General features: G+C 63.9%; 17 protein-coding genes. 12 read left to right on the top strand and 5 right to left on the bottom strand.

The window, feature by feature from the left end; translation table 11 throughout:
- Positions 1 to 171: 171 nt before the first annotated feature.
- From proC to ABG82_RS22780, 5 genes are all read left to right on the top strand, one after another.
- Complete coding sequence (gene proC / locus ABG82_RS22795; protein ID WP_174544341.1) at positions 172 to 1,059, top strand: pyrroline-5-carboxylate reductase; 888 nt, start codon at positions 172 to 174, stop codon at positions 1,057 to 1,059.
- A gap of 141 nt (positions 1,060 to 1,200) precedes the next feature.
- A complete protein-coding gene (locus tag ABG82_RS22790) occupies positions 1,201 to 1,461 on the top strand; it encodes a helix-turn-helix domain-containing protein (RefSeq protein WP_043076955.1) in 261 nt (86 codons plus the stop codon).
- A 195-nt stretch (positions 1,462 to 1,656) separates the two neighbouring features.
- Positions 1,657 to 1,758: a 30S ribosomal protein bS22 gene (locus tag ABG82_RS27925; protein WP_003402602.1), complete on the top strand. Its 102-nt coding sequence runs from the start codon at positions 1,657 to 1,659 to the stop codon at positions 1,756 to 1,758.
- 63 nt (positions 1,759 to 1,821) lie between these two features.
- A complete protein-coding gene (locus ABG82_RS22785) occupies positions 1,822 to 2,886 on the top strand; it encodes an SDR family oxidoreductase (protein WP_043076956.1) in 1,065 nt (354 codons plus the stop codon).
- A gap of 22 nt (positions 2,887 to 2,908) precedes the next feature.
- A complete protein-coding gene (locus ABG82_RS22780; RefSeq protein ID WP_043077092.1) occupies positions 2,909 to 3,982 on the top strand; it encodes a lysophospholipid acyltransferase family protein in 1,074 nt (357 codons plus the stop codon).
- A gap of 83 nt (positions 3,983 to 4,065) precedes the next feature.
- Here the strand turns inward: ABG82_RS22780 and ABG82_RS22775 are convergent, their stop codons facing one another.
- Positions 4,066 to 5,247: an acyl-CoA dehydrogenase family protein gene (locus ABG82_RS22775; protein WP_043076957.1), complete on the bottom strand. Its 1,182-nt coding sequence runs from the start codon at positions 5,245 to 5,247 to the stop codon at positions 4,066 to 4,068.
- The gene (locus tag ABG82_RS22770) at positions 5,240 to 6,403 is read right to left on the bottom strand and encodes an acyl-CoA dehydrogenase family protein (RefSeq protein WP_078343804.1); all 1,164 of its coding nucleotides are present in this window, start codon (positions 6,401 to 6,403) and stop codon (positions 5,240 to 5,242) included. Before ABG82_RS22770 ends, ABG82_RS22775 begins: the two co-directional genes overlap by 8 nt.
- A gap of 419 nt (positions 6,404 to 6,822) precedes the next feature.
- On the opposite strand from ABG82_RS22770, the gene ABG82_RS22765 reads away from it, so the two are divergent.
- Positions 6,823 to 7,155 (top strand): putative quinol monooxygenase, encoded by a 333-nt coding sequence (locus ABG82_RS22765; protein WP_043076958.1) that lies wholly within the window; start codon positions 6,823 to 6,825, stop codon positions 7,153 to 7,155.
- Positions 7,156 to 7,357: 202 nt separating this feature from the next.
- Here ABG82_RS22765 and ABG82_RS22760 read toward each other — a convergent pair whose 3' ends face one another.
- Both ABG82_RS22760 and ABG82_RS22755 read right to left on the bottom strand, forming a co-directional pair.
- Positions 7,358 to 8,125 carry an SDR family NAD(P)-dependent oxidoreductase gene (locus ABG82_RS22760; RefSeq protein WP_043076959.1) on the bottom strand — a complete coding sequence of 256 codons (768 nt, stop codon included), beginning with the start codon at positions 8,123 to 8,125 and terminating at the stop codon, positions 7,358 to 7,360.
- 122 nt (positions 8,126 to 8,247) lie between these two features.
- Positions 8,248 to 8,583, bottom strand: a complete 336-nt coding sequence (locus ABG82_RS22755) for an NIPSNAP family protein (RefSeq protein ID WP_052510945.1) — start codon at positions 8,581 to 8,583, stop codon at positions 8,248 to 8,250.
- 129 nt (positions 8,584 to 8,712) lie between these two features.
- On the opposite strand from ABG82_RS22755, the gene ABG82_RS22750 reads away from it, so the two are divergent.
- Positions 8,713 to 9,354 carry a TetR/AcrR family transcriptional regulator gene (locus tag ABG82_RS22750; RefSeq protein ID WP_043076960.1) on the top strand — a complete coding sequence of 214 codons (642 nt, stop codon included), beginning with the start codon at positions 8,713 to 8,715 and terminating at the stop codon, positions 9,352 to 9,354.
- On the opposite strand, the gene ABG82_RS22745 is transcribed toward ABG82_RS22750, so the two are convergent.
- Complete coding sequence (locus ABG82_RS22745; RefSeq protein WP_109475872.1) at positions 9,355 to 9,744, bottom strand: PPOX class F420-dependent oxidoreductase; 390 nt, start codon at positions 9,742 to 9,744, stop codon at positions 9,355 to 9,357.
- Positions 9,745 to 10,012: 268 nt separating this feature from the next.
- Between ABG82_RS22745 and ABG82_RS28360 the strand changes: the two genes are divergently transcribed.
- From ABG82_RS28360 to ABG82_RS22720, 5 genes are all read left to right on the top strand, one after another.
- Positions 10,013 to 11,209 (top strand): amidohydrolase family protein, encoded by a 1,197-nt coding sequence (locus ABG82_RS28360; RefSeq protein WP_052510946.1) that lies wholly within the window; start codon positions 10,013 to 10,015, stop codon positions 11,207 to 11,209.
- Positions 11,194 to 12,141, top strand: a complete 948-nt coding sequence (locus ABG82_RS22735; protein WP_043076961.1) for a TIGR03620 family F420-dependent LLM class oxidoreductase — start codon at positions 11,194 to 11,196, stop codon at positions 12,139 to 12,141. The genes ABG82_RS28360 and ABG82_RS22735 overlap by 16 nt, the downstream gene beginning before the upstream one ends.
- Positions 12,142 to 12,174: 33 nt before the next feature.
- Positions 12,175 to 13,869, top strand: a complete 1,695-nt coding sequence (locus ABG82_RS22730; protein ID WP_043076962.1) for a thiamine pyrophosphate-requiring protein — start codon at positions 12,175 to 12,177, stop codon at positions 13,867 to 13,869.
- An 84-nt stretch (positions 13,870 to 13,953) separates the two neighbouring features.
- Complete coding sequence (locus tag ABG82_RS22725) at positions 13,954 to 15,624, top strand: AMP-binding protein (RefSeq protein WP_043076963.1); 1,671 nt, start codon at positions 13,954 to 13,956, stop codon at positions 15,622 to 15,624.
- Complete coding sequence (locus ABG82_RS22720) at positions 15,621 to 17,129, top strand: aldehyde dehydrogenase family protein (RefSeq protein WP_043076964.1); 1,509 nt, start codon at positions 15,621 to 15,623, stop codon at positions 17,127 to 17,129. Before ABG82_RS22725 ends, ABG82_RS22720 begins: the two co-directional genes overlap by 4 nt.

Below are 17,129 nucleotides of genomic sequence, written 5' to 3'. Positions count from 1 at the left end.
TAACTTGTAGTCCGGGTTTCGGTCTGCGCGCTACTACCCCAGGTCAGGTCTGCGAATAGTCACAAACCGGGGCGAATGTGCGTATTGGGGACACACATACTGCTCATGGTCTGCGGGCATGCCCGGAAAGCCGTTTCCGGCGGTACTCCTGGGTCTGCCATGCTGGTCGGCATGTCCAGAATCGCAATTATCGGTGGCGGCAATATCGGCGAAGCTCTCATTTCCGGGCTGCTGAGGGCCGGACGGCAGGCCAAGGACATCGTCGTCTCGGAGAAGGTTCCCGCCCGGGCCAAGGCTCTGGCGGAGGCATACGCCATCCGGATCAGTGAGGTGGCCGACGCCGTAGAGGGCGCCGATTTCATCGTGGTGGCGGTCAAACCGTCGGACGTGGAGAGTGCGACGACAGAAATCGCCGCGGCGCTGGCGAAACTGGATGCCGAGGGCAATGAGCGTGAAACCGAGCAGGTTCTGGTTTCGGTGGCCGCGGGGGTGTCCACCGGCTTCTTCGAATCCAAGCTGGCTGCCGGAGCACCGGTGGTGCGGGTGATGCCCAACGCGCCGATGCTCGTCGGCGCCGGAGTCAGCGCCCTGGCCAAGGGGCGGTTCGCCAATGACGAGCAGCTCAGTGCCGTGGCCGAGCTGCTCGAATCCGTCGGCAGCGTCATCACCGTGGCCGAATCGCAGATGGACACCGTGACCGCGTTGTCTGGATCGGGCCCGGCCTACTTCTTTTTGCTTGTCGAGGCCTTGGTCGACGCGGGGGTGGCATCGGGCCTCACCCGCCCCGTCGCCACCGATCTGGTCATCCAAACCATGGCCGGATCCGCTGCCATGCTCCTGGAACGGGCCGAATCGGACGAGAATCGTGCCCCCGGGCTACAGACCCGTACCGAGGTGGATACCACTGCCGCCGAGCTACGCGCGACGATTACCTCGCCGGGTGGTACTACCGCCGCTGCGCTGCGCGAACTGGAACGTGGAGGTTTGCGGGCAAGCGTCTACGCGGCCGTGGATGCCGCAAAAACACGCTCCGAGCAGCTCGGAATCACATCAGAGTAATTTAACCAAATCTTGATCAATTAGCCCACACGGGTATCAGTAACCCCACTGGTCCCGCTATTCTCCTTCTAGCACGTGCGTGTCCGTACCGCCGATGGGGAAGATCGGCGGCACGACATGTGCCGAGGGAATGGGTATGCGATGACGTCAATGAACGGGCCATCCGCACGCGACGGGGCCGGCGCCAAGCCGGGCCGGGAAGCGTCGGCTACTGGCCAATCCGGGAAGGCTCAGTTCCTTACAGTCGCCGAGGTCGCCGCGCTGATGCGCGTCAGCAAGATGACTGTCTACCGGCTGGTGCACAACGGAGAGCTGCCCGCGGTGCGGGTCGGCCGGTCGTTCCGTGTGCACGCCAAGGCGGTAAACGATCTGCTGCAGGCCTCCTACTTCGACGCCGGTTAATCCGAACGGCGAGTAGGAACTGGCAGTAACGCCCTTCGAGATTTGGCCGGTTTCCTGACGAGGGGCCGTAACGGGTAGAGTCGTGCGGCACCCTGGTTTCAAGCCTTGAGGGGTTAGGGCGCTCGTGTACGGCTGGCGTCAGCCGCTGTGCACCGCCCACGGTAAAGACGATTTCACAGTAGTTAGCAGGAGTTCATGGGTTCAGTCATCAAGAAGCGGCGTAAGCGTATGTCCAAGAAGAAGCACCGCAAGCTGCTTCGTCGCACTCGCGTCCAGCGCAGAAAACTCGGCAAGTAAACCTTGTGTTAGTGGGCATCCGCTCCGGATGCCTACTGCTGCCCTGATGGATAAACTGCGTCCGTGAGTGCCGGCGAGACCAATCTGCATTATCCGAGGGTCGTGCTGGTCACCGGGGCCAGCAGATTCCTCGGGGGTTACCTGGCTACACGCCTGGTCCAGAATCCGATGATCAATCGTGTGATCGCGGTCGACGCAGTAGCTCCTAGCAAGGATCTGCTGCGTCGCATGGGCCGGGCGGAGTTTGTTCGGGCCGACATCCGCAATCCGTTCATCGCGAAGGTGATTCGCAACGGCGAGGTCGACACGGTGGTGCACACCGCCTCGGCGTCGTACTCGCCGCGTTCCGGCGGGCGCGCTGCGCTCAAGGAACTGAACGTGATGGGCGCAATGCAGCTGTTCGCGGCCTGCCAGAAGGCGCCCACCGTGCAACGCGTTGTCGTCAAGTCCACGGCACAGGTGTACGGGGCCAGCGCTCGCGACCCGGTGATGTTCACCGAAGAGATGAGCGCACGCCGCCCACCGGCTGACGGGTTCGCCCGGGACAGCATCGACATCGAGAGCTATGCACGTGGCTTGGGTCGGCGGCGTCCCGATGTCGCGGTGACGATCCTGCGATTGGCCAACCTGATCGGCCCCGGTATGGATACCGCGCTGGCCCGATACTTGGCGGGCCCGGTCGTCCCCACCATGCTCGGACGCGATGCCCGCCTGCAGTTACTGCACGAGCAGGATGCGCTGGGCGCGCTCGAACGCGCCACCATGGCCGGTAAGGCCGGCACCTTCAACATCGCGGCCGACGGCATGATGATGATGTCGCAGGCGGTGCGCCGCTCCGGGCAACTCGGCATCCCCGTCCCATCGTTTGCGGTTGCGGCGATCGCCTCCTTCACCAAGGGCACCCGGTACACCGAGCTGAGTTCCGAGCAGCGCGATTGGCTGGCATATGGGCGTGCCATGGACATCACCCGGATGAAGACCGAGCTGGGATACCAGCCCAAGTGGACGACGATCGGGGCGTTCGGGGATTACGTAAGGGGTCGCGGGATCACTCCAGTTATCGAGCCGGAGTGGGTACGCTCATTGGGAGATCGCGCGGTGGCCTTCGCGCAGCAGATCAGTTCGTGAAAACAGGGTGGAGGTGAAAAGCATGGCTGGTGAAACCAAGGCGAAAGTTATTCAATTACAGGCTAATTCGGAACGCCATGCTGCACGCGCTCGCCGCGCCGAGGCGCGTGCTGACGCCGGAAGGCGGCACCCGTCATCGTTGACCAGCGATGCGCCGGCCCATGATTCCGCGGAGACCGCCGCGGTGATCCATGACCTCAACGAGATTCGCGCGGCGCAGGGCAACGCGCACGTGGGCGACGAGGAGTCGCTGACGGCGCTCGCGGCCAACATCGCCGCCGTCGCTGAGTTCATTCGCCGCCGCGTCGGTGGCGACTACAGCGTCGATGATTTCGGGTTCGATGAACATCTCAACGAATCGCTGTTACTTCCTTTGCTGAGGCCATTGTTCAACCGATGGTTCAGAGTGGACGTGACCGGGGTGGAGAACATTCCGGCGAGCGGCGGAGCCCTGGTCGTGGCTAACCATGCAGGTGTGCTGCCGCTTGATGGGCTGATGCTCTCGGTGGCCGTGCACGACCGGTGCCCCGGCAACCGGACACTGCGCAACCTGGCCGCCGATATGGTGTTCGACGCACCGTTCCTGGGGCAGTTGGCGCGAAAAGCCGGTCATACGCTGGCCTGCACCGCCGACGCACACCGGCTACTGTCTGCCGGCGAGCTGACCGCCGTGTTCCCCGAGGGCTACAAGGGACTGGGTAAGCCGTTCAAGGACCGTTACAAGCTGCAGCGATTCGGCCGGGGTGGATTCGTGGCCGCGGCTATCCGCACCGGGGCGCCGATCATTCCGTGCTCGATCGTCGGATCCGAGGAGATCTACCCGATGATCGCCGACTTGAAGGTGATCGCCCGCCTATTCGGGCTGCCGTACTTCCCGGTGACGCCGCTGTTCCCGGCCGCCGGTCCGCTCGGTCTGGTCCCGTTGCCGTCCAAGTGGCATATCGAGTTCGGCACCCCGATCCCGACGGACGGGTACGACGAAGCCGCCGCCGACGACCCGATGGTGACCTTCGAGGTCACCGATCAGGTCCGCGAGACCATTCAGCAGACGCTGTACCGCCTGCTCGCGGGCCGGCGCAACATGTTCTTCGGCTGAGCCTCACTCGGGCCGAGACGCCGTGTCGTGGCGGATTTGTGCTGCGTGCAGTCGTCACCAGACGGCGTATCGAGGTGTGCGTGTCAGCCGGTCGCCGCGGTGATCGGCTGTGCCGGTGTGGCGGTGTCGAGTACAAGCTCGGCGATTCGGTTTCGGTGTTCCTCCGCACTGCCCAGCAGGGCCGCGTCGGTGAAGGCGCGCTTGAAGTAGAGATGTATCTGGTGCTCCCAGGTGAAGCCGATGCCACCGTGCACCTGCACGCTGTCTGCCGCGATGCGTGTGAAGGCCGCCGAGCAGGTTGCCTGTGCGATCGATGCGGCGAGTGCCGGATCGTCGGTGTTGTCCTGCAAGGCCCACGCGCCGTAGTACGCCGCGGAACGGGCGTGTTCCTGTTCGACGAGCATGTCCGCGAGTCGGTGTTTGACGGCCTGGAATGATCCGATCGGTCGGCCAAACTGTCTGCGCTCCTTGGCGTACGCGACGCTCAGGTCGAGCAGATGTTGGGCACCGCCGACCTGCTCGGCGGCCAACAGTACGGCGGCAACGTGCAGCGCACGCTGACAGATCTGGACTGCCTTGTCTGAATCAGCGAGCAGCCGTGCCTTGGCGTAGGCGAACCGGACCGTCGCCTGCGGCCGGGTGAGATCCAGCGTCGATAGCGGCGTGCGTTCCACCCCCGCTCCGGTGGCATCGACTACAAACAGTGCCCGTTGATTTCCCACTGTCGCGGCGACGATCAGGTCGTCGGCCGCTCCGGAGTCCGGGACCCGGTCCACTGTCCCGGAGACGAACCAGGTATCGCTTGTACCGGTGGCCTGCACCGTGACGTTCGCACCGGAAAACTCTCCGGACTGATGCGGCACGGCGAAGGCCGCGGTCCGCGTACCCTCCACCAGCGGCGCCAGGGTCTCGTTGCGCACCGGTGAATCGGGAGCCGCGACCAGCGCGGGGATTGACAACGCGAGGGTGCCGAGGATGGGCCCACAGAACAGTGCGGCGCCCAGTTCTTCTATCGCGATCGCGGCATCGACAATGCCTCCGCCCGAGCCACCCAGGTCCTCCGGGACGCCGAGTCCAAGCACGCCCAGTTCGGAACCGAGTCGGCCCCAGGCCTTTTGATCGAAGGGCGGCGTTGCCTCCATCAGTTGCCGGACGGCTAGCTCGTCGGAGTGCTCGGAGCTGAATCCGCGCACCGCCGCGCGTAGCGCGACCTGCTCTGGGGTGAAGGAGAATTGGTCATTTGGAGTCGAATTCTGTTCAGCCACGGGGCACCTCACGCCAGGGTCGTCCGGAGTCGGCGCGCAGGTCGCCGGGGAGCCCCAGGATCCGTTCGCCGAGGATGTTGCGCAGCACCTCGGAGGTGCCGCCTTCGATGGTGTTGGCGCGTGAGCGCAGGAAGCGCTGTTGCACCGGTCCTTGGTCGTCATCGAGGCCGACGTCGCGCATCGTGTAGTCGCCGTAGAGGACCCCCTCTGGTCCGAGCAGATCCATGCAGAACTCGTAGACGCGCTGATTCAGCTCGGCACCGACGAGCTTGCTGATCGACCCCTCTGGGCCGGGCCCCTTGGCGGTGGCCGTCGCGCGGGACCGCTCCGAGGTGAGGCGCTGCGCTTCCGAGCGCAGCCAGAGTTGTGCGAGGTGATCGCGCCGTACCGCGGTGTGAAGGTCGGGACGTTGAGCCCACAGTGAGACGGCATCCGCGATCGTGCCGTCGCCACGCCGGGCACCACTGGCTCCGATAGAGTTGCGTTCACTCATCAGGGTGGTCATCGCGACCTGCCAGCCCGCACCGACCGCGCCGAGCCGGTGTGCGTCAGGAATGCGGACGTCACTGAGGTAGACCTCGTTGAATTCGGCCTGCCCGGTCATTTGCCGCAGTGGCCGCGTCTCGACTCCCGGCGCCCGCATATCGACGGCGAAGTAGGTGAGGCCCTTGTGTTTCGGGGCATCCGGATCGGTCCGGGCGAGTAGCAGCGCCCAGCTGGCACGGTGAGCCATGGTGGTCCACACCTTTTGTCCGTTCACCACCCATTCGTCACCGTCGAGGACGGCCATGGTGGCCAGCCCGGCCAGATCGGATCCGGCGCCGGGCTCGGAGAAGAGCTGACACCAAATCTCCTCGGCGGTCGCAAGCGGGCGCAGCCACCGAAGTTTGAGCTCGTCGGTCTGGGCGTGCTCAACGATGGTCGGCGCGGCCATGCCGTATCCGATGAAATTGAGGAGGTGTGGTTGAGGGGCGCCCGCCTCGTCGAGGATCGCATCCGCCGTGGCCTGTAGTCCGCGTGAGATGCCCTGCCCGCCGAGCCCTGGTGGGAAATGCACCCAGGACAGGCCGGCGTCGAACCACGCTCCGAGAAACTCCACCAAAGTCCCGGAAGTGGGGTCGTGTCGCTGGACAACCCGGTGGGCAATATCCGTCATACGGGGGGATTCGACCTCAGTGCTCACTGTCGGCTCCAGAGATCGCGGCACACGTGCGAGGAAATCGCATGGGACTCCTTGTCGTCGAAATACATTTCTGCCGTGAGTGATTCATCAAGATGGATCGCTTGGCCACCGGCGGCGGCCGGGCAGCCCGCGTCAAGTGAGCATATAAATAGAGCGATCTAGTTTCAAGTCCCTTGTTCGCTCGCCGCCGTGGCGCGGCGTGGCGGGTCCATCCCGCCAGTTCCTTTGGGGCTCCGGCGATATTGGGGTACATGGGCTTGTCGGCGGAGGTGTGTCTTCGGGGTGTTGACGCGCTCGATCGCGTGCGATTAGATCTGTGTAGATCAATCTATAAATAGCGGCGCCCGGTGCGGCCCCGCTTTGCCTCAATACCCGCAGCGTAAGGAGACTCAATGAACCAGCCTGCCCCTGTGATTGTCATGGCGATCTTGCTGCCTCGGCCGGGATCTGAGGACCGGGTCGAATCGGCCCTGCTCAAGGCGGTCGAGGCCACGCACGCGCAGGATGATGGGTGCGAGTTGTATGCCGCGCACCGTCGCATCAAGGGCAAGCCCGGTTTTGTGGTCATCGAGAAATGGTCGTCCGGGGCGCTACTGGGTGCCCATGCGTCCGGGCCGGCTTTCGCCGCGCTCACCTCAGACCTTGTTGATCTGTTGGTTGAACCCATGGAGGTTTCCGTGCTGCAACCACTCCCGGCCGGCGATGAAAAGCTTGGGCAGCTATGAGATTTGCGATTCTGCGATAGGGGATATCCGGGGGAGGGCCTGATTTACGGGTTGGGGATTGCTTGAGTATGGGGTGGCGAGCGACTGAGGGGTGGCAGGAGCGGGGAGAGTGCCGCGCTCCTGCCTGGCTTGGCCATTGCCCGATGTCGAATACCGGCCAATTCTCGGTTTTCAAACAAAACCCGTTGTATACAAGAGGTTTTCAGAAGACGGTATATCCGCCATCGATCACGATTTCGTCTCCGGTCTGAAAACCGCCGACGCCACTGGCCAGGTACACGGCGATCCGGGCGAAGTCATCCGGGTTGCCCCAGCGGCGATGCGGCATCCGCTTCATGACGTTCTGTTGGAAGACTTCGTCCTGCATTTCCCGAGATATCAGGGGCGTTTCGGTCCAGCCGACGATGAGTGAGTGTGCGTTGATTCCGTACCGCGCCAGTTCCACGGCGCATCCCCGAATGATTCCATTCAGCCCCGCTTTGCTGGCGGCGTATGCCTGGCCGCGGGGAGTGCCGTGCAGTGCGGAGACGCTCGAGGTGCCCACTAGTACACCCCCGCCGCCGCGTTCGACCATGTGCTTGGAGGCGGCGCGCAGGGTGAGGAATGCGCCTTCGAGGTTCACCCGGGTGACACCCCGGAAATCCGCGAGAGTTGCGTCGATGAAACGGATCTCGGGGGCATGCGTACCCGCGTTCGCGAAGCAGGAATCGACCCGTCCGAAGTGCTCCAGTGTTTCCGTGAAGCTGGCGGTCACGGCGTCCTCGTCGCCCACGTCGCAGCGGATCGCGTGCACGCGAGTTCCGTGTCGTGCAAGCTGTTGAGCGGCCTCGTGATTGCGCTCGGCGTTGGTACCCCAGATACAGACGTCTGCACCGCTCTGCGCGAGGCCGTGCGCCATGCCGAGACCGATCCCGGAATTTCCCCCGGTGATCAGTGCGACGTGTCCGGTCAGGTCGAAGAGCAAGGTCATGGTTGTCCTCTGAATCGTCCCGGTGAGCCGGGGTGGGGTGTTGTTGTCCTATCGCGCCAACAACCCGCCGAGGCCTGTATGGCCGCGGCGGGTTCGGGTTTTGGCTGTCGTGCCGGTGTCCTTCAGTTCAGGGCGGAGAACGCTGTCGGGCTGAGGAACTTTGTCGTCGCGCTGGCGGTGACTTGCTCTCCCTCCCTGGCCGCGGTCCACTCCGGATCCGCCCAGAACGCCTCCCATGACTTCTGAGCGGCTTCGCGGCTGGCGTGGGCTACCAGGTAGACCAGGGTCTCTGTGGGCTTACCGGCATCGTCGTTTTCCACCCAGAAACCGATGTTGGTCATTCCGTGTTTCTCGAAGAGGGCGGCGGCATGATCGCGGAATCGGGTGAGGAGCGCGTCAATTTTCCCGGGGACGGCCTCGTATGTGCGGAGTTCGAAGATGCGGGTGTCCTGAGTCACTAGATCAATCTATCACCAGACATTTATCGTGTCTCGCGATTGCCGACGGGCGAAGGGGATGCGGACGCGCGTGCCGACTGGGAGCGAGGTCACCAGGACAGATCGATCTAGAACAGATATCCTGGGTAAATGTCCCCCTCCTCCGCAACCGTCGGAAAACCGCCCGAAACGCGTGCTCGTCTCGTCGAGTCCGCGGCGGACTTGTTCAGTAAGCAGGGTTTTGGGGCGACGGGTATCAAGGCTATCCTCGCGGCCGCGGCCGCTCCGTACGGATCGCTTTACCACTTTTTCCCGGGTGGTAAGCAGGAGCTGGGCGCCGCCGCGCTCACTCACGGCGGCGAGCGCTACCGCGAGTTATTGGAGTCGGTGTATCCGCCGGAGGCCGATGTCGTTGAGGCGACCGCGGATTCATTCGTCCAAGCGGCCAAGCTACTTGAGGGCACTGACTATGGTTATGCCTGCCCCATCGCCACGATCGCGCTGGAGGTTGCCAACAATGACGAGCTCATGCGGTCAGCGGCGGCAGCTGCTTTTGAATCGTGGCTGGAGGTGTTGGGCCAGCGATTCACCGCGGCGGGCATGACCGATGAGCGTGCTCGCGATGTGGCGGTCGAGGTCTTCTGCCTGATCGAAGGCGCGGTTCTGTTGTCGCGCACCACGCGATCATCGGTGCCCATGCATACAGCCGGCCGCGCGGCGACGAATGCCGTGGCCGCCGGGATCGCGGCTAGCCACACCGATAGAACGAATCGGAGAAAAGGCAAGAGCTGATCAGCCTTGGCTCACAACATGTGTGGGCGTCAATGAGATGACTACGCGCCCCTCATGGATTGCGGGAGCGGTGGCGGGGTCTTGTCCGTAGTGCCGGAAGACCTTCGCGAAGAGCTCTAGGTCGGGGTCTTTGCGGACCGTTACCGTCCCCCGGATCTCGAGCGTCCGGAACGGGTTCTTGGGGTCGACAACGAACAGTGTCGCCCGTGGGTGCGCGACGACGTTCTTGAACTTCTGCCGGGTGGCGATTACCGAAACATGGACGGTGTGTCCTTCGGCCACGAACCAGATTGCCGTCACTTGCGGTGACCCGTCGGGCCCGACTGTGGAGAGCGACGCGATGAGCGGCCCGTCGATTAGGTCGCGGTGGGACTCGGGAATGGCTGACACATCGGATCCTTTCCATCGAAATCGCCTCTGAAAAGGCGCTATTGAGACTTCAGTGCGTGCGGGCATTGCCGTAGCCGGATCGCGCGGCGGCCAGCATCCCGCCGTTGTCTCCAGGGTTGACGGGTGTGCGAAGTGTGTCTAGGCTAACACTCGGTTAGAACAATCTATCTAGTCCACGCGATCCCGATGTTTCCGACGGGCACAGGCCGTCCGTGGGGCGGCGGATATGGATCCGATGGTCGCGAGACCACAAGCCAGAGAGGTTGCAATGAAGCTCCTTGCACATGACGTTGACAGTCACGAGATGATCCCCAGCCATCTGCTTGAGGATGTTTTGGGTCGGCCCGGCCGGATCATGGGACGGGTTTTCGAATCCGCTGATCGGCTCCGGCCGGACCCCACCGCGACCAACATGCACCAGACGGACATCGTGGGAGACACGAAAGAGATTGATCCCGAGGATATTTGGGCGATCAAGGGCCCGTCCGCCCCGAGTGCGATTGATCTAGGTCGCCGCGTCGAGGTACTGGATGTCATGGGCATCGACAAGCAACTCGTGTTTCCGACCACCGCCATCGCCGCGATGATCATCGGCGAAATGAACGACATGGCATACGAAATGCGTTTCGGTGGTGACCTGTCTGTGTTCGAAGGCCTGTCGCGTCCTGACTTCGCGAAGGACTTCGTGGCGGCCTACAACGAATGGGTCGTCGCCAATGCGGTGTTGGCCGACGGCCGGATTCGTATGGTGGGTATCGTCACCACTCAGCCCGACGTGAACGACATGATCGCCATGGCCCGGAAGCTGATCGACGCGGGTGTCCGCGCGGTCTACCTGCAGGCCGATGTGCCCCCCGGTGGAGTCTCGCCCGCGCACTCCCTGCTTGACCCGTTGTGGCGGCTCTTCGAGGAAAACGATATTGCCGTGACCCTGCACATCGGCACCGAGTTCGCCTTCTTGGACCCGGGCTGGATGATCGCCGAGACGTTCCTGGACCTGTTTCAGTCGCCGGAAATTCCGAACACCAACATTCAGTTGTTCTCGACGGTCCACATGGCGATCGACAACTATCTGTCCGCGATGGTGTTGGGTGGCGTGTTCGAGCGATTCCCGCGGCTCCGGCTGGGTCTGTTCGAGGTTGGTGCGCACTGGGTTGGATGCGCCGCACGGCGGATGGACATGTATATCAAGGTATTTCCGGGTGCGGCCGCGGCCAAGTTCTCACTGAAGCCTTCCGAATACATCGCCCGAAATGTGCGGGTATCGCCCTTCAACTTCGAGCCGGTCGACCGCTACTTCCAGGACGATCCGAACCTGGCCGACGTGTTTTGTTACTCCACCGACTACCCGCATGTCGAGGGCACGAAGGATTCGATGAAGAACATGCTGGCGAAGGTCGAGCCGCTGGGCGACGAGATCACCAAGAAGTTCTTCCGGACGAATGCCGAGTGGCTCCTGCCGTGACGGGTGCCGACGACGCGTCCATCCCAGACCTGGGTCCACTCGGAATCTGGTCGTTCCATCTCGACGTGCAGCCGATGGCTCGCGCGCGGGAAGCGGCCGCCGAGCTGGATGAACTTGGATTCGGGTCGCTGTGGGTGCCGGAAGCGGTGGCGCGTGAGCCATTCGCCAACGCTGCGCTGCTGCTCGGGGCCACCGCTCGCATGACGGTGGCCACGGGCATCGCCAGCCTGCACGCCCGCAGCGCGATGACGATGAACGCGGGCTGGCACACGCTGAGCGAGGCCTTCCCGGGGAGGTTCCTGCTGGGTGTCGGCGTGAGTCATCAGACGCTGGTCGAAGGCGTGCATCAAGGTCAGTACAGCGAGAAGCCCTACAGCGCGATGGCCGCCTATCTGGATCGGATGGATGCGGGTGTCTTCATGGGGGCGTCTCCCGCGGGCGCACCTACGCGCGTGCTGGCAGCCCTGGGGCCGCGCATGCTGCGGTTGGCCGCCGAACGTGGTGTCGGCGCTCATACATACTTCGTTCCGGTCGAACACACCGCCGTGGCGCGCGCGGCACTCGGCAATACCGCACTGCTTGTCCCCGCGATCACCGCAGTGTTCGAGACGGACCCCGGTGTGGCGCGCCGCACCGCCCGCGCGTTCATGGCGCGGTACCTGGAATTGCCGAATTACACCAACAATCTCCGTCGATTGGGCTGGGGTGAGGAAGATTTGAGCGCAGGGGGGAGCGACCGGCTTGTGGACGCGATTGTCGCGTGGGGTTCGCTCGAACAGATCGCGGCCCGGGTTCAGGGGCACCTCGATGCCGGCGCTGACCACGTGTGTGTACAGGTGCATAACACGGATACGCGGCACCTGCCGCTGGACGAGTGGCGCCAACTCGCATCGATCGCTTCCTCGCTGCGCACCAGCTCAGTCGCTATATGAAATCCGCCCAAAGTACCGAATAGAAAGCGCACCATGTCTGAGACCGCTGCCACCCGCTATCTTGCCGCGCTTGTCGAGCACGGCGTGGAGTATTTCTTCGTCAATGCGGGAACCGACTTCGCACCGATTGTTGAGGCCTACGCCGTCAACAAGAACGACGAAGGCCCCACGCTGCCAACGCCCGTTCTGTGCGCTCACGAGAATCTCGCCGGAGGCATGGCCCACGGCGCCGCCCTGGTGACCGGGCGGCCCCAGGCGTTGATGCTTCATGTCAACGTGGGCACCGCGAACGCGGCGTGCTCGGTCGCCAACGCCGCGCGCGATCGCGTCCCGCTGTTGGTGACCGCCGGCCGTTCCCCGATCCTTGAGGGCGGGGTCACCGGTGCACGTGACCTGCCGATCCACTGGTCCCAGGAGATGTTCGATCAGGCGAGCTTGGTGCGTGAATTCGTCAAGTGGGACTACGAGTTACGTGATCCGCGTCAGGTCGAGACCGTGGTGGACCGCGCTCTGAGCATTGCCGATGCGCACCCGCGCGGGCCGGTGTACCTGTCCCTGCCGCGTGAGGTCCTCGCTGAGCCGGCGGACGCGCCGGCAGTCGAGGTGTCGCGTACGCCGGTTCCTGCCGGTGTGCATCCTGATCCGGAAGCCGTTGCGACACTCGCTGATCGGCTTGTTGCCGCGAAGTTCCCGGTCATCGTCGCGACGGCCGCCGGCGCCGAGCCGCAAGCGTTCGACCTGCTTGCCGACTGCTGCACTCGATTCGGTATCGGTGTCGCCGACCCGTGGGCGCGCTACCTCAATGTTCCTTACGACCATCCGCATCGTGTCTCGGTGGATGTCACGGAAGTGTTCGAGCGCGCCGATGTCGTGGTGTTCCTGGAATGCGACGTTCCGTGGATCCAGGCCCGCACGGAGCCTCCCGCCGACTGCTACATCGCCCAGGTCGGCGTTGACCCGCTGTACGCCACATATCCGATCCGGTCGCATCGTTCCGACCTCAACGTCAGTGCCAGCCCGGCTGCCTTCCTGACACAGCTGATCGCGGCCCTCGCGGAGCGTGCTGGGGGTATCGACCGGGCGCGGACCACGAGCATCCGCGCGGTTGCCGCGGCCCGTCAGGCCGCCATCGACAACCAGCGGCGGGAAGAGACCGAGCGTGACGTCGATGCGCCGATCACCGCCGCAGCCATCTCGGCGGCGCTCGGTGAGCTGCTCGAAGACGATGACATCGTGTTCAACGAGTATGTGTCGACGGCGTGCTTGCTGAACCGGACAAAGCCCGGCACCTACTACTTCCTGCCCGCCTCGGGTGGGCTCGGGTGGGGACTTCCTGCCGCGCTCGGCGCCCAATACGCGGCACCGGATCGGACGGTGATCGCCACCCTGGGCGATGGTGCCTACATGTTCTCCAACCCGGCGGCATGCCATCACGCGGCGGCTAAGCACAACCTGCCGGTGCTGGTGATCCTTGCCAACAACAGCAATTGGTGGGCTGTCGACATGGCCACCCAGCTCGTCTATCCCGACGGGGAGGCGGTCGCCAGCGCCGAGGGCCGCTTCTCAGATCTGGCGCCCTCACCGGAATTCGCGGACTACTGCACCGCATCGGGTGGCTACGGCGTGACCGTCCGTCATCGCAGCGAGCTCGTCGGTGCGCTCAAGGAGGCACTGCGCGTGGTGCGCGACGAGCGACGGCAGGCGCTCGTCGACGTCCGCTGCATGTAACCACCCCTAAGCCGAGTCGCAGGCCCCGGTGCCCACCCGTCTCCGGGGCCTGCGACTCTTCCACGTTCACCCGATGGAGATGTGATGCGATACAACCACGCTGAGTTGTTTGCGGGAGTCGCCGCAGAGACACCCGAGCGCGACTGCCTCGTGTTCCGGAACCGCCGGCTCACCTATCGTGAGGTCGCGGACCGAGTAAATCGGTTGGCGAATATTCTTCTTTCGCACGGGATTACCGCTAGACGGCCGCGAGCCGAGTTGCGGCCGTGGGAATCCGGACAAGACCATGTAGCGCTGTATCTGCTCAACGGCAATGAGTACATGGAGGGGATGCTGGGGGTCGCTTCCGCGCGGGCGGCGGCGGTGAACGTCAACTATCGGTATGTCGAGGCCGAGCTGACGTACCTCCTCAACGATGCCGCGGCACGCGCGATCATCTACCACGCGCGTTTCGCGCCAACGCTCGCGGCAGTCCTCGATTCGCTGCACCAGCCACCGGTGCTATTGCTTCAGGTAGCGGATGAATCCAGAAATGCTTTGCTTCCAGGGGCATTGGACTATGAGTCCGCCTTAGCCACGGCCAGTGGCCAGGCACCGAAGACGGAGCCGGAGGCCGACGATCTGTACCTGCTCTATACCGGCGGCACCACGGGTATGCCTAAGGGCACGATGTGGGCGCAGGCGGACATCTTGGAGGCCGCCATCGCCGCGTTTCTCCCGGAAGGCATGTTCGAGGCGTCATCTCTTGCCGAGGGAGTCGCGCTTGCCGCGGCCAGTGAGCGGCACGTGGTGTTGCCGCTGCCACCGCTCATGCACGGCTCGGCCCAGTGGATTGCGCTGTCCGGCATCCTCACCGGGGACACTCTCGTCTTTCCCGACGTCGTCGATCGGCTTGATCCGGAATCGGTGTGGGAATTGATCGACCGGGAGGGCGTGCAGTTCATGAACCTGGTGGGCAACTCTTTCGCCACTCCCTTGTGCGACGAGTACGAACGCGGCGGGCACGACGGAAGTTCTCTGCAACTTGTCGGAGTCGGTGGCGCGGTAACCAGCGCCGCGGTCAAAGACCGTGTCCTGCGGCTGCTGCCACGCGTCGCTATCGCGGATGTCGCGGGTTCATCGGAGACGGGTTCACAACTGTCGAACGTGAGCACGAGCGGAGCCGCGGCGACGTCCGGTGTCTTCACCGCGGCAACCGGAACCTGTGTGGTGGACGCGGATAGGCGCCGGATCCTCAAGCCAGGGGAGCCCGAGACGGGTTGGCTTGCCCGACATGGCGCCATACCGTTCGGGTATCTCGGTGACCGTGAGAAGACGGAGCGCACATTCCCCATCATCGATGGCTACCGGATGGCGCTGCCCGGCGATAGGGCCAGGCAGCTGGTGGACGGCACCATCGAATTGCTGGGACGCGACTCGGTCACCATCAACTCCGGCGGGGAGAAGATCTTCGCCGAGGAGGTCGAGGACGCGATGAGCAGCCATCCGGCGATCAGCGACGTCATCGTCGTGGGACGGCCGAGCGAGCGGTGGGGCAACGAGGTAGTAGCCGTGGTCCAGCTGGCCGCCGGTCACGATCCAACCGACAAGGAGCTACTTGCCGACGCCGAGCAGCGACTTGCCCGCTACAAGTTGCCGAAAGCCATTGTCCGCGTGGGCGCAGTGCTCCGGGGTCCCGCTGGAAAGGCCGACTACCGGTGGGCCACAGAGATTGCCGCGCAGGGTTCGCCCGTACAGAAGGAGCTGAGCACATGACCACCAGAATCGAACCGACCACTGACTCCACCGCAGAAGTCTCAAGTGGGGAGCTGCAGCGTCTCCTGGACGCCCAGCGGACGGCCCAGGCCGCCGATCCCATTCCCGACGCGGCGACCCGGCGCGATCGCATAGACCGCTTCGTGGCCGCCGTCCTGGAACACAGCACCGAACTCGCTGAGGCTCTCGATGCCGACTTCGGTTCCAGGCCGGCGACCGTCTCGTTGGAGATCGACATCCTCGGCAGCTTGGGGACCATTGCCTACGCTCGGGAGAATCTCGAGGCGTGGATGGCTCCGACCGAGGTGCAGGCGGGACTGAGCGGGGTCATCCCTACCTTCGTCCAGAATCGGCCCAAGGGTGTGGTCGGGGTCATCGGCCCATGGAACTTCCCGGTCGCGCTCGTGTTTGTTCCCACGGTGGAAGCGCTCGCGGCGGGTAATCGGGTGATGATCAAGTTCTCGGACATGACCCCGCGCACGGGTGAGGTGTTCGCGCGCGCGGTGGCCTCCAGGATGAGCCCCGAAGAAGTCATCGTGATCAATGGTGGATTACAAACGGCCACAGCATTTTCCGAACTGCGTTTGGATCACCTCTTCTTTACCGGCTCCCCGAAGGTCGGACGACTTGTCGCCGTCGCCGCGGGCAGGAATCTGGTTCCGGTGACTCTGGAACTTGGCGGAAAGAACCCTGCGATTGTTGCTCCCGATGCCGACATCGCGGAGGCGGCCGCGCGAATCGCGGCTGCCAGGCTCTTCAACAACGGCCAGGTGTGCCTATCCCCGGACTATGCATTCGTCCCGGAATCCGGCAGGGCCACATTCGTCGACGCATTTCGCAATGCAGTGCTTACTCACTTCCCGACGTTCATCGAGAATCCTGACGTGGTGTCGATCGTCAACGACGCGAACTACGCACGAATCACCGGGCTTGTTGAGGATGCCAAATCCAAGGGCGCTACAGAGATAGTGATCGTGCCTCCGGAGGAGAAGGATCGGGTACCCGACGCGGGGGCCCGACGGCTACCCCCCACGCTGTTGCTCAATACAACGGCGAATGCGGAGATCAACTCCGAGGAGATTTTTGGGCCGGTGCTGGTGCTACATACCTATTCCGATATCAATGAGGCCATCGCCTATGTTGCCGCCGGTGAGCATCCGTTGTCGGCGTACTGGTACGGCGCGGACACCGACGACTTCCAGCGGTTCCTGCTGAAGACCACATCGGGTGGTGTCTCGCGCAACGACTTTGGCTTGGCATATGGCAACGACGCCGCACCATTCGGCGGTGTTGGGATGAGTGGTTCCGGTGCTTATCACGGCAAGGCCGGATTCGATACCTTCTCACACCAGCGCCCCGTCGCCCAGAGCGATCTGCCGATGGGCCTCGCGGGAGCGCTTGTTCCACCGCTGACACCAGAGCGTATCGAGACAGTCGCCGCTACCGCCGCCGCCGCGGCGGCCGACACCGTGGCCCGGTTGAGTGGCACAGGCGGGGAGGGATGA

Source organism: Mycobacteroides immunogenum, from assembly GCF_001605725.1.
Classification (GTDB): domain Bacteria; phylum Actinomycetota; class Actinomycetes; order Mycobacteriales; family Mycobacteriaceae; genus Mycobacterium; species Mycobacterium immunogenum.
The sequence above is the reverse complement of the archived record's forward strand: the minus strand, read 5'-3'. Positions and strand labels throughout refer to the sequence as shown.

Bases quoted from the DNA above. Each gene is read 5' to 3' on its own strand.
- ABG82_RS22760 (WP_043076959.1), bottom strand. From the start codon at position 8,125: ATGACCTTGCTCTTCGACCTGACCGGACACGTCGCACTGATCACCGGG.
- ABG82_RS22720 (WP_043076964.1), top strand. From the start codon at position 15,621: ATGACCACCAGAATCGAACCGACCACTGACTCCACCGCAGAAGTCTCA.
- ABG82_RS27925 (WP_003402602.1), top strand. From the start codon at position 1,657: ATGGGTTCAGTCATCAAGAAGCGGCGTAAGCGTATGTCCAAGAAGAAG.
- ABG82_RS22770 (WP_078343804.1), bottom strand. From the start codon at position 6,403: ATGACGGATATTGCCCACCGGGTTGTCCAGCGACACGACCCCACTTCC.
- ABG82_RS22750 (WP_043076960.1), top strand. From the start codon at position 8,713: ATGTCCCCCTCCTCCGCAACCGTCGGAAAACCGCCCGAAACGCGTGCT.
- ABG82_RS22730 (WP_043076962.1), top strand. From the start codon at position 12,175: ATGTCTGAGACCGCTGCCACCCGCTATCTTGCCGCGCTTGTCGAGCAC.
- ABG82_RS22780 (WP_043077092.1), top strand. From the start codon at position 2,909: ATGGCTGGTGAAACCAAGGCGAAAGTTATTCAATTACAGGCTAATTCG.
- proC (WP_174544341.1), top strand. From the start codon at position 172: ATGTCCAGAATCGCAATTATCGGTGGCGGCAATATCGGCGAAGCTCTC.
- ABG82_RS22790 (WP_043076955.1), top strand. From the start codon at position 1,201: ATGACGTCAATGAACGGGCCATCCGCACGCGACGGGGCCGGCGCCAAG.
- ABG82_RS22765 (WP_043076958.1), top strand. From the start codon at position 6,823: ATGAACCAGCCTGCCCCTGTGATTGTCATGGCGATCTTGCTGCCTCGG.
- ABG82_RS22725 (WP_043076963.1), top strand. From the start codon at position 13,954: ATGCGATACAACCACGCTGAGTTGTTTGCGGGAGTCGCCGCAGAGACA.
- ABG82_RS28360 (WP_052510946.1), top strand. From the start codon at position 10,013: ATGAAGCTCCTTGCACATGACGTTGACAGTCACGAGATGATCCCCAGC.